Genomic DNA, 15,900 nt, shown 5'->3' with positions numbered 1-15,900 from the left:
AATATTTAATATGCTTCTTCTACTCGCCAAATCAAAGTTGTTTCATAATCACCAATCAATTTTACTGCTCCAGAAGGTACATCTAAGCGAAGGCCTTGTTTATCAGGTCCCCATGTTTTGTTTGAAACGTTATATTGTCCTGATGCTTCGTGTTTTGTTTGTAATACTTCTTGGGCATCGACAGATAGTGTTTTTTTGTCTGTTGCTGTTTGATAACTCAACACGCCATTCAGCACATGTTCAGGATTGTTTGGCATACTTAATTCATCTTCTAACTTGACGGATAGTTTCCAATTATCAAGGGTTTTACGATTATCCCAAATAATCAAGGGTTGATCATACGTTGGGTTCGCATCTTTTGTCCCTTTCCAACTGACCTCATGACTACCAAAATTAATTTCTGTGGGTCCTGAGTAAATTGATAAGGTTCCTTGAAATGTGTATGTGGCTTTCGCTCCATCAGCACTGATTTGAACTGTCGTCTCATTAGTGGGACGTCCTGAGTTTTCTAGCAAATATCGTTTAGCCAAGACATTCGTGATCGCGTCTTTTACATCTTGATCTTTCGTCAAATCAATTTTTTCACCAATCGTTTTTTCTTTTACAATTGCATCGTGAAGTTCAGCTCCTGATTCGTCTAGAAATTGAACGGTCAGGTTTGCTTTCGCTTTTTTGTAATAGAAGTACACATCCTGTACGGTTTCTTGAACTGTGTCAGATGCATTTCCTTCTGTTCGATCATATAGGTAATCAGCGATTGTAATAGGCGTTTCATCATACGATGTACCGACTTTTTGGTTTATTATTTTAGGTGTTGCCAAGTCAACTTTGTTTTCATCGACATAATGAATTGTCACCGTTCCTTTTACTAACGGAATATTTGCAACAACGGGATTTGATGAGGAGACCACTTCATCCGCTGAAGAAAGATAGTCAAATGTAGACTTTAATTGAACATCGCTTTCATTACTTGTGACTGTTGCTTCTAGACTTAATTCATACGGAAAATCTGCACGTGAAAATGAAAGGTTAGAAAGAATCAACTGATTGTTTACCTGCTGAATAGAGCTTTCTGGTATTTTTACACCATCTAATACCAAAGAGTCCGCTTTATAGCTTAAACCTTCGGCTAAATTGACCCTCATTTTTGTTCCGTCTGTACTCATGATGCTGTTTCCATCAAAAACGATCGTATCCTTCAGTTTTAACGTATCATTTTTTTTAGCAGCTATCGTTTCTTGCGCTTGACTATTTTGTGTAAGATTTTCTATCTGTGCCGTTTGCTCGACGTCACCTGGTAGTTGTGTGATAGCTATTGCATTTTCTTCATATGATCCACCTGTCGATCCGGTAAAGCCCCAATAAACTTCTGTACCACCAAATTTTGCATTTAAATCAGGAATTCTATACGAATCTGAACCTACTCCAGATAGAGTATAAGACAAAGTTTGAGTGGCAGAATCCCATAATACATCCAGCGTTCGCCATGTATCGTTAGATAAATACTCAGGTGATAAAATCCAACTATGATGCTGACCTGTATAGCTATTATTTTGTGTACTAGGTGTAACAAAGGCAACGTGTCCCTTTTTACCATTCTCACCAACTTCTCGGTCCATGCGATTACTTGAGCCATTATTAAAATAAGTATCGAACTCGATTGATAAACCTCTTTGAACATATGGATTTCCAGAACGTCCGCCATAATAAGCACCCAATCCCATTCCAGAAGAACCAATAACTGATGTCGGTGATGTCGCCATTCTAGGATCATTTTGCAAGGTAAACGTAATCCCATCTCCAGCTTTTGCTCCTTGATTGCCTAGATATAAATAAGATTTAAGGTGAAAATCTTTTTTTAGATTTATTTTTTTTTGTGACCAGATCGCACCAATTTGGCTACCTGTATTTTTTGTGACCCGTAGGACTTTTCCATCATTGATCAATTCCGGCCCTGTTCCTATCGGTGCTCGAAAAACTTCTAATAATGGTAAGCTATCAACAGGCGGTGTTGTGGCATCTCTTGTCAATGCTCTAGATTGTTTCGTTGGCGGCGTATTTAAATCTTGAGTTTCTATGGATTCGTTAACTTTTGATGCTTCAGCAAAGGCAATACTTTTTTCTGCTACATTTTCTTCAGCATCTCCCATTAAACGAATCTTTCCCTGTGTGCTAGCTTTTTCTTTTTTTACGGGGAACGATAAAATCAGTGGTTTGGTGCCATTCTCAATGCGTAACTTTTTACGATTTTTGGCTTCTGTTTCTTCTACAGTAATTTTCCCGTCAAAGCCTGAATCAATTCCACTGTTTATTAATTTTTTGTCAACTTCTTGGATTCCTTCTGTTTGCAGTATTACATTTTGTTTTTTAGTATCTCCGATCGTTAAGACTACAGTGGCTTGATCCAAGTCCGCTTCAGCAAATGAATCGATTTTGATTTGATCATTTGGTTGCTCCGCTGCTTTGATTGGAGAAAATGATTTTATCGTAAAAAAAATGCCAATTACTGAAATACATGCTACAATCCAAACAAATACTATTGTTCTTCTTTTCATTTTTTAGTTGTCCCCTTTCACCAAATGAAGTAAAACGTTTTTCCTTATGTTTTACAAAGTAAATAACCTCTTGATCGTACCGTTTTTATGTAGATTGGATTTGAAGTATCTTCTTCTATTTTTCCTCTAATATGGAACATAACATTAGCGATCTTATATTTTTCGTCTGTATATTTTTTGTGCCAGACTGCTTCATAAATTTCTGCATACGTTACAGTATTTCCTATGTTATCTGCAAGAACTTGTATTGTTCTATACTCTAAATTGGTTAGCGGAGTAGTTGGCTTTCCTGCAATCTTCATAACTTGGTTTCTATTATCTAAAGTAAATGATGTTGTTTCTTCATCTTTTGTCGATGATAATTCTTGTTGGTCTATTCGTTTTCTTTTCAACGCATTGATCATAGTTAAACGAAAGATATCTAGAGATTGCTCATCATCAAAGTTTCCATCCGCACCTAATTGGAGAAAAACAACTTTGCTGATAGTATTCATTTTTTGTGCAACAATCCAAATAAGCGTATTCGACCGCTCTTTTATTTTTAAAATGATTTCGCTTGTAGCACAAATCGTCTCATCGTTTTCGATAAAAATGATGAGACCGTCTATCTTTTCTAACTGTTGCGCTGATATATTTTGATCGATTTTTTCAACCGAACATTCCTTTTCGATTGAATGTATGTATTTTTCTTCATTTATTTCTGCTAATTTTACATAGCCTATGTGATACATATCTGTTCCTCTCCTTCCAACTATTGAGGGTTCTTAACCTATATTTACCTTGATTTTTTCTTTTACCAGTGATTTCCAAGCTATTTTTTACCAAAAATCTATTTTTAGCTGTACAATACCTATAGTCTATTTCCTTTATCTTTATTGTTTGACAATATAGATAAAGCCTAATGCAAACTGATATTACTTGATTTATCTATCCATTGACGATTTTACTGACGGCGCATAAAACAAAAAAATCGTAGGAATCACCCTACGATTTTTTCTAATTTTTGCTTTTCAATAAAGTTTTGTGAAGAGGAAGATAGTAAATAATCAACTGCGGAAATAGCCGCTCGTCTATTTTCCAACATAGAATCTGTATATGTATCCAACGTCATTTTCACTGATGTATGTCCTAGTAAACGACTTAAACTTGTAATATCGGCACCATTTTCCAAGCAACGAGTAGCAAAAGTGTGGCGCAATGAATGAAAATGTATATTCTCTAATCCAGCTATACAAAGCAAGCGTTTAAAACGATAATTGATCAGTCTGGGCTCTGATATTCGTCCTTTGTCAGCAATAACATATTCACAGTTCATTTCCTTTTTTTTATCTAATAAATATTTTTTTAAATTTTGTGATAGTGGAATAATTCTTCTTGAGCTCTCTGTTTTTGGTGTTCCTTCAACGAGTTGCGTTTTCATTTTATCACCTGTGGACTTACTAATTCTGTAAACCGTTCGCTGAACATGGATTGTTTCTGTTTCAAAGTCAATATCACTCCACTTTAATCCACTTATTTCACCTATCCTCATTCCTGAATACAAAGCTAAAATTATAGGTGAACAACTTTTTGATTGAAATGCCGCCAACTCAAGCTTACGTTGCTCTTTAATGGTTAACGCATGTACAGGTTTTATTTTTGTTTTCGGCAATGTGATCCCTAAACAAGGATTCTGATTGATGTATCCTTGCTTTTCCGCTTCACGCAAACAAATTTTCAAAATATGAAAAATATTCCTTATATATCCTGAAGACAAGTCTAAATTTTCCAAGTACTCAATGAATTCTTGAATATCTATAGAATTTATTTTTGTTAATCTTTTTTTATTAAAATACATTAAAAGGTAATTATTGATAACACCTGAATAAACAGAAAATGTAGTTTGTTTTACCATTTTTTTTAAATATTTTTCTCTCCAGAATAATAGCCAATCTGGGAAATCACCATAATAAATATTTTGTGAATTTTGTTTGCCAGTATATTTTGCTTTCAAAACGATCAAACGTTCTTTAACCTCAGTATATTTTTTCCCATAAACATAGCCGTATTGAATTTTCCCGTCAGGAGTACGATTTTTAATATAACGTCCTTCCCAACGTCCGTCTTTTCGTTTATAAATATTTTCTCCTTTTTTCGACATATTGATTTCCTCCAAGTTTTTGACGGTATTTTTGACGGCTTATTTTTAGAACCCTCTTTAAAGCCTGTTTAATCAGTGTTTTGCATATAAATAATACAAATAATTATTAATAATTCTCTAATTTTTAAAATATTTTTAAAAAAAATGAAAATAATAAGTTTATCCTCCCATTGACTTACTTGCGTTTTAACATTAGAATCGTAGATGTAATAGAAATAATTATTTTCTATTTATATTTCATTCTATATTGTCAAACAATAAAGAAATTCCATCAAAAATATCTTAAATAAATATATTTTTGAAACTGATTTTATACCCTGCGTACCTATTTTAACGCATATAAATTACATTACTATTTATTTCCAGAATTTTTTTGGGAAATTTATCCTTTTTTATATGAGAATCAATATAACCCGAAATAAAACGAAGATTCAGTTTTATTTCGGGTTATTTATCTGTATAAATAGTGTAAAACTAACAATTCCTTCTTTCTTTTTCGAATCAAAACACGTTGTTTTCTTACTCACTTTTAGATTTCCTCAATGTTTAACTCTTACTATTCATTATTTCCTAGATACTATAAACTAAAAAAGAGATGAGAAAACAACTTTATAAGTTGCTCTCATCTCTTTCAACAGAATAACATTCTATTTTCCGACTAATTATTCTTCAATATATGCCCATTTAAAGTCATATTTTGCACCAGTTGAGTGGTAGACAATATCTTTGACCTTATCAGAGCGAAGATGTGCTTCAGCTTTTTGATACAACGGGATAACGCCCATATCATCCATTAATACTTTTTCTGCATCCAGCATGTCTTTCCAACGCGCTTCAGGATTATTTGCGTTCGTCGTTGCAGCACTTTCTACTAATTTATCATATTCAGGATTTGAATAGTGTCCTCTATTATAAGAATTACCTGTTGTAAATAAATCTAAGAAACTACTTGGATCCGCATAGTCTGCACCCCAAGCGCTAACGGAGATTTGGAAGTCTCCTTTATTAGAACGATCTAAACGAACAGAGAATGGCACTGGACTAACAGATACTTTTAATCCGTCTAATGTATCCGATAATGAACCTTGAAGATATTCAGCCATTTTCTTCGCATTATCCGTATCATCAATCAATAAATCTACTGATAATGTAGAAACACCTAATTCATCTTTGGCTTTTTTCCATGATTCTTTGGCTTTATTAACATCGTAAACAACTTCGTCACCTGATTCTTTGGCAAAGTCTTCATCTGTTTTAGGATCAGTCGCTAGACCTTCTGGAACTAACCCCGTAGGAACTGCTGAACCGTTTGCCAAAATTTGTTCAACTAACGCTTTGCGATCGATCGCATATGATATTGCTTTACGTAAATTCACGTTACGATAGGGTGAGTTTTCTTCTCTTTGATTTGGTTCAAGATAGAAAGTTGACGCACCTTTTAACACAATATAGTTTGGTTCATTTTTCATTTGTTGCGCCAATTCACCAGACAATGGAACTTCATCTGCTTGTCCATCTTGGAATAGGTTCAATGACGTTGGCGCTTCTTTTACAACATCGATTGCAACTTTATCTAATTTTACTGTATCTTTATCCCAGTATTTATCATTTTTCGTGTAAGACCAGCTTGTATCAGTTCCAGGTCCATCAAAATCAGTTAACGTGAATGGTCCATTATAAACTGCTTTATCACTCGCTGTTGTATAGTCTTTGCCATATTTCTCAGCAATATCTTGTCTTTGCGGTAAAAATGATGGGAAAGCTAATAAGTAATCAAAGTACGGTGTAGCTTTTTCTAATGTGATTTCTAATTCGTAATCACCAAGTGCTTTGATCCCAAGATCTTCTTTTTTCATTTCGCCTTTAGAAATTTTTTCAGCATTTTTTACAGAGTTAAACATATATGCGTATTCTGATCCTGTCGCAGGATCAACTGTTCTCTGCCAACCATAAACAAAATCTGCCGCTGTTACAGGTTTATCATCTGTCCATTTCGCATCTTCTCTTAATTTAATTTTGTAGGTTAAACCATCTTCGCTAACTGTAGCCATTTCAGCTGCTCCAGCAGGTTGTGGTTTGCTATCTTTATCTAGTCGATAAATTCCTTCATAAACATTGTTTAATGCAACAAAGCTTACTTCATCTGTTGCAAGTGAAGGATCCGCACTTGGCATTTCTTGTCTTTCAATGAATCTAAATACATTTTCATTACTGCCAGATCCGCTGTCAGTATTTTTAGAATTTCCGCCGCAAGCAACTAGGGCAATACTTGATACCGTAACCAAGCCTAGTAAGGCAATTTTCTTTAATTTCATATAAAAAACCCCCATTTTAATAAAATCTATAAAGAATATATCAGATTTACGAGGCTATGATAATTAAAATATTACAACTGGTTTAGTAAAAATATTCTGAATTTTTTCTAATTATAATAAAAAAAGAAGCAAAATACCTAACGGCTTTGCTTCTTTCCAAGTAATATTTACTTATTTCGCATAATCTACTGCACGAGTTTCCCGGATAACTGTCACTTTAATGTGCCCTGGGTAATCTAGGTCGTCTTCGATCTTCTTACGAATATCTCTAACTAAGCGAACAGCTTCTAAATCTGTGATTTCATCTGGTTTGACCATTACGCGAACTTCACGTCCAGCTTGTACGGCAAAACTAGATTCAACTCCTTCAAATCCATTAGAAATATTTTCTAAGTTTTCTAAGCGTCGAATATAATTTTCCATTGACTCGCTGCGAGCGCCAGGTCTAGCAGCTGATAACGCATCTGCTGCAGCAACCAATACAGAAATAACAGAGGTTGCTTCTACATCGCCATGATGGGATGCAATAGCATTGATAACTGTTGAATTTTCTTTGTATTTAGCAGCTAATTCTGCACCGATCTCAACGTGCGAGCCCTCGATTTCATGATCCAGCGCTTTACCGATATCATGTAATAATCCGGCACGTTTTGCTAATTGGATATCTTCGCCTATTTCTGCGGCTAAGACACCAGTTAATTTAGCTACTTCAATTGAGTGGTTCAATACGTTTTGACCATAACTTGTACGGAAACGTAAACGACCTAAAATCTTGATCAAATCTGGATGTAATGTGTGCGCACCAACTTCAAAAGCTGCTTGTTCACCGTATTCGCGAATACGTTCATCCATTTCTTTACGAGATTTTTCAACCATTTCCTCAATACGAGCTGGGTGAATCCGTCCATCTTGAATCAATTTTTCAAGAGTCATACGAGCGATTTCTCTACGAATCGGATCAAATCCTGAAAGTACCACAGCTTCCGGCGTATCATCAATAATCAAGTCGATTCCTGTTAAGGTTTCTAATGTACGAATGTTACGACCTTCACGGCCAATGATTCTTCCTTTCATCTCATCGTTTGGTAAACTAACAACAGAGACAGTTGTTTCGGAAACTGAATCCGCAGCACAGCGTTGAATCGCCAGAGAAAGTAAATTTTTGGCTTTCCGATCCGACTCTTCTTTAGCCCGTTGTTCGGACTCTTTAACCATTACTGTTAATTCATGACTTAATTCTTCTTCTGTTGATTTCATGATAATATCTTTCGCTTCATCTTTAGATAGTGAAGCAATACGTTCTATTTCTTGGTGTTGCTTTTCAACTAGTTTCTCTACATCTTTTTCTCGCTCATCAATTAATTGCTGTCTAGCACCAAGTTTCTCTTCTTTTTCTTCCAGTGAGTTTTCACGTTTTTCAAGAGAATCATCTTTACGATCTAACGTTTGTTCTCTTTGTAATAAACGATTTTCTTGAGATTTAAGTTCTACTTTGCTTTCTTTCAACTCACTTTCAATTTCTGACCGATACTTCTGGTTTTCTTCCATAGCTTTTAATAAAGCTTCTTTTTTCAGAGTCTCTGCTTCTTTACTGGCACTTTCAATTATACCTTCTGCAGAGGACTTTGCACCATCTATAGCCTTTTCATGACGTGATTTTGCAACGACTAACCCTAAACCAAGACCGACAACTAAACCGATGATAGCGAGGAGAATTCCTAAAACCATTGTTTCCACCTCCGTACTATCTTCAATTTTTCAATATTCATGTAGTTTTCTGATAAACTATAATCAATTATCAATATGCCTACTTGCATACGTGTTTTGCACACAACTTTATTCTAATGTTTGTACACCAGTGTGTCAACTTAAAAAAGCCCTTTCCCGCTGAAAGGTCTTCAATGGGAAAAAGAATTTGCGATACACAAAAAAACAAACCAATGAAATGCTTTTGACAGCTCTCATTGGTTTACTTTGTACTCTATATTATTCTTCGTCAAGTGGAAGTTCTTCTTGTGCTTGTTCTTCCTCAACGATAGCCGTTCCATCACCAATACCAAATGCATCACGAACACGTTTCGAGACTTCTTCAACCATTTCTGGATGTTCCGTCATATAGACTTTAACGTTCTCGCGACCTTGACCGATACGTTCTTCTTTATAGCTATACCAAGCTCCGCTCTTATCGACAATATCTTTTTCGACAGCCATATCAAGTAATTCTCCTTCTTGAGAAATCCCTTGACCGTACATGATATCTACTTCAGCGACTTTAAATGGTGGTGCTACTTTGTTTTTGACAACTTTAATTTTTGTACGGTTACCGATAATATCTGTTCCTTGCTTCAATTGTTCTGCGCGTCTTACTTCCAAACGAACAGTTGCATAGAATTTTAAGGCACGACCACCAGGTGTCGTTTCAGGATTACCGAACATTACGCCGACTTTTTCACGAATTTGGTTAATAAAAATCGCAATCGTCTTCGTCTTATTGATTGAACCTGAAAGCTTACGTAAGGCCTGTGACATCAAACGTGCTTGCAAACCAACGTGACTTGCACCCATTTCGCCATCGATCTCTGCACGAGGTACTAGCGCCGCTACAGAGTCAATAACAACGATATCGATCGCACCACTGGAAACTAATGCATCAGCAATTTCTAATCCTTGTTCACCAGTATCTGGTTGTGAAAGAAGTAATTCATCGATATTTACACCTAATGCTTGTGCATATTGAGGATCTAATGCATGCTCTGCATCGATAAATGCAGCTGTTCCGCCTTGTTGTTGTACAGAAGCAATTGCGTGCAATGCAACAGTTGTCTTACCAGAACTTTCTGGTCCATAGACTTCTACAATCCGTCCACGAGGATATCCGCCGACACCCAATGCAACATCCAAGGCCAGTGAACCACTAGGAATAGTCGAGATTTGTTGATCGATCTTTTCCCCTAATTTCATTACTGAACCTTTACCAAAGTTCTTTTCGATTTTTTTTAGTGCGGCATCTAAGGCCACTTTACGATCATCTGCCAATCGATAATCCTCCTTATATATAAACGATTTAAATTCCTTTTCAATAAATATATCATAACTGGTTTATTTAAAAAAAGCAAGAGAAAAACGAACAAACATTCGCCTTTTTATTTTTTCTTATCAACTGCTCTTCGAATCAGGTCTAATCCTTTCATTACAGCGCTTTGACGAATATAACTTCGATCACGATTAAAATGCTGGAGTACAGCAATCGTCGGCTGACCTTTTTCTGCTAAACCAATCCAGACGGTTCCAGCAGGTTGCCTTTCTAATTCATCTGGGCCTGCTACACCTGTAAATGATACTGCAAAATCTGCATCTGCTAATTTTCTTGCTTGTTCGGCCATCGCGATTGCACAAGCCTCGCTAACTGTCCCTTCCTTTTCAAGCAATAGAGGATCGATATCTAAAAATCGTGCTTTTGTCTCAGCAGAATAAGTGACGAATCCGCCTTTAAATACTTTCGAAACACCTGATATATCTCCCAAAGTACTTTGAAAAAGGCCTGCTGTCAGACTTTCTGCAGCCGTTACCGTTTTCCCAGCTTTCTTTAATGCCTCAACTGTGACTTTTACTAAACTGTTCTCATCACCATATCCATAGAAATACTCGCCAACTTTATTCATGACTTTTGCTTCAAGATTGTCTAATAACTTCTTACCTTCTGTTTCATCCGAAATCTTAGCTGTTAAGCGTAATGTTACTTCATTTGGTTTGGCATATGGTGCGATCGTCGGGTTTGTTTGAGTGTCGATCAATTCTTTTAATTCTGTCACTAATTGTGATTCACCAATCCCATAAAATCTCAGAACTCTAGACATCAATTGGTCTGCTTGTGGAAAAAGTTCTTCTAATAATGGACGAGCATGTTGCTGAAACATAGGCTTCAACTCATTGGGAGGTCCCGGTAATAACAAATAAGTCGTCTCGTTTTCAGTGATCAATGTTCCCACTGCCAACCCTGTAGGATTTTGAACAGCGATTCCTCCTTCGATCATCAAAGTCTGCCTTAAATTGTTTTCGGTCATTTTGTTTTTTGAAAACTCAAAAAATTCATGAAGACGAGTAAGTGCCAACTCATCCTGAACTAAAGCATGTTGGATATGTTCAGCCACAGTATCTTTGGTCAAATCGTCATCTGTCGGCCCTAATCCACCGCACAACACGATCAAATCACTACGATCCTCAGCTTCACCCAACAATTGCTCTAGACGCTGCGGATTGTCTCCTACAACGGTATGATAATACACCTCGATTCCTAAATCTGCTAATTCTTTTGATAGAAACGTCGCATTTGTATTGACGACTTGTCCTAGTAACAACTCTGTACCAACTGCAATGATCTCAGCTTTCATTTTTCTCCTCTTCTCTAATAAGATACGTAAACGATTCTGATTTCATTTTATCACAGGAAATTTTTTTGTTACTATGAAACGGCTTTATTTACTTTATAGTTTAAAACAGGAAAATAATTATCATTTATATAATAATATGATACAATTTGTATATTGATAAAAAAGGAGGATACATATCAAAATGACAGCACTTATTGGATTATTAAGTTTTTTAGGTATAGTAATTGGAGGATTTCTCTCATTAAAAGCAGTTTTCAAAAAACAACCGAAAAAGAAGGCTTTAATTTTAACTGGGGCTAGTTTTGCCGTAATGATTGGTGCAGCTTTAACACCTACATCGTCGCCACATATTGCCCTCACCGATAAAACAATAGAAACAAACAATCAAGGAACCGCAATCATTGAAGGAAAAACGAATGATCAAAGTAAAATCACGCTGGATGGAGAAAAAATCGAAACAAAAAACGGTGAATTTTCTTACAAAGTTACCTTAAAAGATAATCAACCTCAAAAACTAACATTTGTAGCTTCCATCGGTGATAAGGACAAAGCCGAAACAATCGAAGTCAAACCATCAAAGGCCTTCGTTGCTTTTTTAAATGAAGAAAAACAAGATCAAGAAACCCTGAAAAAAGCGGAAACCGCTTTAGTTTTAGCCGAAAGTAAGCCTACGCAAAAAAATTACGATGAAGCTGCAACACGCATCACTTCATTAACAAAGGAAAAAGAAGACTTCACAAAACGTTTAGCAATCGTAAAAGAAAATGTACCGATTTACGAGGCTGTTGAACTGGCGGAAACAAAACAAACAAAAGAACAGGTCGATTCAGCAACTGCCTTAGTAGCAAAAGCAACTCTAAATAAAGACTCTTTACTAAAGCGTTTAACAACTGTTCAACAAAAAATTACTGAAAAAGAAAAGACAGAAAAACAAATCGCCTCGGCTCGTGAAGCTGTAGAGAAAGCCGAACAAGAACCGACAGACGATCATTACAACCAAGCAATCGCGAGAATCAAAGAACTGCCAAATGGCAATGCTGAATTAACAAATCGAGCCAACAGTGTAAAACAAACACTTACAGCTCAAAAAGAAGAAGCAAAAAAAGTGGCTGAAGCACAAAAGAAAGCGGAGCAAGACGCCCAAAAAGCTGCTGCAGAACAACAACAAGCACAAGCTACTGCCGCTCAAACACCAGAAACTCCTGCACCCGATACACAAGGAACTGGAGAAATGGTCCTAGTTACTCGGACGGGAGAAAAATATCATAATCGCAAGTGCGGCAATGGAACCTACACTCCTGCAACACTAGAAGAGGCACAAGCACGCGGTCTAACACCTTGCTCTAAATGCTATTAAATTATAGAAAAAATAGGCCTTCCTACGATTGGAAGTGCCTATTTTTTTCTCTATCAATGCATAAACATATAAGCTGAAATCAAATACAAAATCCAAATATGCAACGGATAGAAGAAATAAAAGAAATTCTTCATTCCTCTTCCTTTTTCACCATTAAACAACATAATAGGAATCACGGCAAAAATCATCATCCATTGTGTTGACCCTTGGAAAAAGAACATCACTGCTACTGAAGCTATCAGCACACATTGCAACCAACGCTGATTTTTTGCCAAATACATCAACGGAATCAACAAGACCATCACACTATTTTCTGCAAACAGTAATGCTGGAATAAAATTAGCACCCCAGACAGCCGCCATGATCGTGCTTGGATTTGACATAAGCGACATCAAAATTACCGAAGAGATAATTGGAAATAGTATAATAGCAATCCCTACTAAAATTTTCACAATTTTTTTACTTGAACGACCTTCAGAAATTTTATCGATTCCATACATCATTATTGCTCCGACTAAAAGGTCACGAAAAATATTATTCATCAGCTGAACTTCTTCATATCCAACAATCTTCTGTAAAGCAAAGCTTCCCAATGTCATGATCACCATACCTAAATACAAACGCAGCATGTATTTTTCCTTGCTTCTTGTATGACTAAACCCAACCACACTGACAAAGAAAAAAAGTGTCGCAACCGGCCGGCCAAACCAATCCAACCAATTCGGTGCACCCATTGGAACAAACATTTGATGGATATGATCGATAAACATCAGAACGATCCCCATTATTTTTAAATCAAAAGTCGTAAACCCCTTAAACTTACTTGTTGTTAAATTATCCATTATTATACACTCCTCACTTATGAACCTAACGTATTATAAAATAAAGGATCTTTTTTTACCTTAGAATCATCTTGCAGGAATCTATCAATTTTGTCATTCAGGGAATTTCGGTTCAAAATAAAAAAGCAGTTAAAACAAAACCTTTCACAGCTTTGTCTTAACTCCTCAAATATTTTTCTATTGATGAACACTAAAACGTTGGTTTGGATGTGCATTTTTCTCAATTTCATCTACCATTGCAATCGCATAATCAGCGTATGAGATATAGCTTTTACCCTCGCTATCAACTTCTAACTCTTCGCCAGCCGTAACATATTTACCAGTTTCTACCCCTTCTGCATCAAATTCTGCAGCTGGGCTAATATACGTCCAATTAACATTTTTTGCATCTTCTAACAACTCTAACCCTTTACCCATTGCAGTCGCTAATGGTTTAAATGCTTCTGGAAAATCTGGTGTTTCACTTAAACGTACAGTGTGTTCTGGATTTACAAATAAACTTCCAGCGCCACCGACAACGAACAAACGTGTTGTTTGATTCGTTAAAATGTCGATCAAATGTTGTGTGGAGCCAGAAAATTCACTAACGTCGCCCCAGAACCCTAAAGCACTGACTAAAACATCAAAGTCCTTCACATCTTCTGTTGTTAAATTATACACATCTTTTTCGATAACAGGCGTACCATCTGTGATTTTGGCAGCATCACGAACGATGGCTGTCACAACTAGTCCTCGTTTTTTTGCTTCTTTCAAAATTGCTGAACCTGCTTTACCGTTTGCTCCTAAAATTGCTACTTTCATGTTTTATTCTTCCTTTCTTATAATGAAACTTTTTTTGTTACATTTACTCTTAAAAAGAGAAGAGACACGTTTAAGTCTCTTGTTGCTTAATTTGATGAATCACATCAGCTAAGGTAATTTCTTTTAATTCGGCTTCCATACTTTGCTGCACTCTACTATATTGTTCTTCTAAAGCAGATTGGATATTCGCTCCAACAAGGCAGTTCGGATTAGGATTTTGATGAATGTTGAATACTTCATGATCTAACTCGACCGCTTCATAAACATCATACAGAGAAATATCTTCTGGTTTTTTCAACAAATAGGTTTGAGTTGCGCCTCTGCTTGTGTGGATAAGTCCAGCTTTTTTTAGCTTACTCATCAACCTTCTGACGACAACCGGATTAGTATTTACACTTGATGCAATCAATTCAGAATTGACACGATCGGGTGGCCCGATCTCAATCAAACTGAGAATGTGGATTGCGACACTTAATTTCGTCGACATGGCCATGTCTATCACTCCAACTCTTAGTAACAAATTAAGTTACATTTAAATCATACTGCGATTATTTAAAATTGTCAATGGATAAACTTCTGTCAAAAGATTTATTTTTATTTTCATGCTAAAATCAAACATAAGTAATACTTCAATAAAGAAAATAAATACTACCTATAAATCTAGTTTCTAAAGGAGCTTAACATGGAAATCAAATTATCTGTCCTTATCGCAGAGAACAAAACAACCATTGCATTTAATGACCACCAAGACGTTATTAATATATTGGACAACAGCGAATCAATCACACTAGATCGACCTGTAGTTTATATTTTACTAAAAAATAACATCATTACTTCAATAGGAAAATCTTCCGTAGGCACATTCAAAAGCGAATTAGATTTCCATAAAATCATCACGATCGCTCCATCATGGGACATCGAGCTAAACTATTTAGTCCAACAATTCATCACAGAAGCAATTGAGAACGACATCAAACTTGCTACTATACCTGAGCTAGAAACAAAAATTCCAACAAGTTATGAAAAAACAGTCACAGCTTATAAAGACCAAGTTCTTTTGGTACTTGAAACATTTGGTTATCACCTAAAACATCATGAGGAACCTAAAAAAGCCAAGTCAAAACCTGCAAAAGCGCGTCACAAGTGGACAAAGGAAGTCAGCCAAATTGAATTTTCTATCGATACTAGGGAAAGCAAAGCCACCGCACTTTGGCATAAGCGTAATGAAATGCTTCTAAAAGCTGGCGCAACAATGATGGCAGAACCGCCACTTAATAAAGATGGCTCTCTAGGATTTTCCGCAAAAATGGGACAAAGAATTCGAGAAGATCATCAAGATAAAGTGAAAAATTTCGTTACAACTGAAGATATCATTTTAAAAAGTGTCAATGAAGTGGGCTTGTTTTTGTATTTTGGCGGAACAAATAGCTGGCTAGAACTCGTCGATGCCAACGGTAAAACACTTAATGAATGGACAGTTGTTTAATAAAAAACTAGGA

12 protein-coding genes are annotated in these 15,900 nt (G+C 36.1%); 2 read left to right on the top strand and 10 right to left on the bottom strand.

All coding sequences use genetic code 11. The features are described 5' to 3' along the window. Positions 1 to 5: 5 nt before the first annotated feature. The 7 genes from I583_RS16350 to I583_RS14940 form a co-directional block, all read right to left on the bottom strand. The gene (locus tag I583_RS16350) at positions 6 to 2,555 is read right to left on the bottom strand and encodes a lectin-like domain-containing protein (RefSeq protein ID WP_010762254.1); all 2,550 of its coding nucleotides are present in this window, start codon (positions 2,553 to 2,555) and stop codon (positions 6 to 8) included. A 44-nt stretch (positions 2,556 to 2,599) separates the two neighbouring features. Further along, on the bottom strand, positions 2,600 to 3,286 hold the full coding sequence (locus tag I583_RS14965; protein WP_010762253.1) for a winged helix-turn-helix domain-containing protein: 687 nt from the start codon (positions 3,284 to 3,286) through the stop codon (positions 2,600 to 2,602). Positions 3,287 to 3,534: 248 nt separating this feature from the next. Beyond that, entirely contained in the window at positions 3,535 to 4,695 is a 1,161-nt protein-coding gene (locus tag I583_RS14960; RefSeq protein WP_010762252.1) for a tyrosine-type recombinase/integrase, read from the bottom strand. Positions 4,696 to 5,357: 662 nt separating this feature from the next. After that, the gene (locus I583_RS14955; protein WP_010762251.1) at positions 5,358 to 7,010 is read right to left on the bottom strand and encodes a peptide ABC transporter substrate-binding protein; all 1,653 of its coding nucleotides are present in this window, start codon (positions 7,008 to 7,010) and stop codon (positions 5,358 to 5,360) included. A gap of 171 nt (positions 7,011 to 7,181) precedes the next feature. Then, positions 7,182 to 8,738, bottom strand: coding sequence for a ribonuclease Y (gene rny / locus I583_RS14950; protein WP_010762250.1), 1,557 nt, complete (start codon positions 8,736 to 8,738; stop codon positions 7,182 to 7,184). 258 nt (positions 8,739 to 8,996) lie between these two features. Continuing rightward, positions 8,997 to 10,046: a recombinase RecA gene (recA, locus tag I583_RS14945; RefSeq protein ID WP_010762249.1), complete on the bottom strand. Its 1,050-nt coding sequence runs from the start codon at positions 10,044 to 10,046 to the stop codon at positions 8,997 to 8,999. Between the two features lie 107 nt (positions 10,047 to 10,153). Then, positions 10,154 to 11,401, bottom strand: a complete 1,248-nt coding sequence (locus I583_RS14940; RefSeq protein ID WP_010762248.1) for a competence/damage-inducible protein A — start codon at positions 11,399 to 11,401, stop codon at positions 10,154 to 10,156. A 181-nt stretch (positions 11,402 to 11,582) separates the two neighbouring features. Between I583_RS14940 and I583_RS14935 the strand changes: the two genes are divergently transcribed. Further along, positions 11,583 to 12,758, top strand: coding sequence for a hypothetical protein (locus I583_RS14935; RefSeq protein WP_010762247.1), 1,176 nt, complete (start codon positions 11,583 to 11,585; stop codon positions 12,756 to 12,758). A gap of 53 nt (positions 12,759 to 12,811) precedes the next feature. On the opposite strand, the gene I583_RS14930 is transcribed toward I583_RS14935, so the two are convergent. The 3 genes from I583_RS14930 to I583_RS14920 all read right to left on the bottom strand — a co-directional run bounded on the left by I583_RS14930 (position 12,812) and on the right by I583_RS14920 (position 14,894). Further along, on the bottom strand, positions 12,812 to 13,600 hold the full coding sequence (locus I583_RS14930) for a TraX family protein (protein ID WP_010762246.1): 789 nt from the start codon (positions 13,598 to 13,600) through the stop codon (positions 12,812 to 12,814). A 177-nt stretch (positions 13,601 to 13,777) separates the two neighbouring features. Further along, on the bottom strand, positions 13,778 to 14,401 hold the full coding sequence (locus tag I583_RS14925; RefSeq protein ID WP_010762245.1) for an NAD(P)-dependent oxidoreductase: 624 nt from the start codon (positions 14,399 to 14,401) through the stop codon (positions 13,778 to 13,780). A 70-nt stretch (positions 14,402 to 14,471) separates the two neighbouring features. After that, entirely contained in the window at positions 14,472 to 14,894 is a 423-nt protein-coding gene (locus I583_RS14920) for an Rrf2 family transcriptional regulator (RefSeq protein WP_010762244.1), read from the bottom strand. A gap of 189 nt (positions 14,895 to 15,083) precedes the next feature. On the opposite strand from I583_RS14920, the gene I583_RS14915 reads away from it, so the two are divergent. Continuing rightward, the gene (locus I583_RS14915; protein ID WP_010762243.1) at positions 15,084 to 15,887 is read left to right on the top strand and encodes a hypothetical protein; all 804 of its coding nucleotides are present in this window, start codon (positions 15,084 to 15,086) and stop codon (positions 15,885 to 15,887) included. The last annotated feature ends 13 nt before the right edge of the window (positions 15,888 to 15,900 follow it).

Origin of the sequence: Enterococcus haemoperoxidus ATCC BAA-382 (genome assembly GCF_000407165.1) — a bacterium.
GTDB lineage: Bacteria > Bacillota > Bacilli > Lactobacillales > Enterococcaceae > Enterococcus_L > Enterococcus_L haemoperoxidus.
The sequence above is the reverse complement of the archived record's forward strand: the minus strand, read 5'-3'. Positions and strand labels throughout refer to the sequence as shown.

What these genes read in the sequence shown, in the direction of transcription:
- I583_RS14955 (WP_010762251.1), bottom strand. Translation starts at nt 7,010, where the DNA reads ATGAAATTAAAGAAAATTGCCTTACTAGGCTTGGTTACGGTATCAAGT.
- I583_RS14930 (WP_010762246.1), bottom strand. Translation starts at nt 13,600, where the DNA reads ATGGATAATTTAACAACAAGTAAGTTTAAGGGGTTTACGACTTTTGAT.
- I583_RS14960 (WP_010762252.1), bottom strand. Translation starts at nt 4,695, where the DNA reads ATGTCGAAAAAAGGAGAAAATATTTATAAACGAAAAGACGGACGTTGG.
- I583_RS14935 (WP_010762247.1), top strand. Translation starts at nt 11,583, where the DNA reads ATGACAGCACTTATTGGATTATTAAGTTTTTTAGGTATAGTAATTGGA.
- rny (WP_010762250.1), bottom strand. Translation starts at nt 8,738, where the DNA reads ATGGTTTTAGGAATTCTCCTCGCTATCATCGGTTTAGTTGTCGGTCTT.
- I583_RS14920 (WP_010762244.1), bottom strand. Translation starts at nt 14,894, where the DNA reads ATGGCCATGTCGACGAAATTAAGTGTCGCAATCCACATTCTCAGTTTG.
- I583_RS14965 (WP_010762253.1), bottom strand. Translation starts at nt 3,286, where the DNA reads ATGTATCACATAGGCTATGTAAAATTAGCAGAAATAAATGAAGAAAAA.
- I583_RS14925 (WP_010762245.1), bottom strand. Translation starts at nt 14,401, where the DNA reads ATGAAAGTAGCAATTTTAGGAGCAAACGGTAAAGCAGGTTCAGCAATT.
- I583_RS14940 (WP_010762248.1), bottom strand. Translation starts at nt 11,401, where the DNA reads ATGAAAGCTGAGATCATTGCAGTTGGTACAGAGTTGTTACTAGGACAA.
- I583_RS14915 (WP_010762243.1), top strand. Translation starts at nt 15,084, where the DNA reads ATGGAAATCAAATTATCTGTCCTTATCGCAGAGAACAAAACAACCATT.
- I583_RS16350 (WP_010762254.1), bottom strand. Translation starts at nt 2,555, where the DNA reads ATGAAAAGAAGAACAATAGTATTTGTTTGGATTGTAGCATGTATTTCA.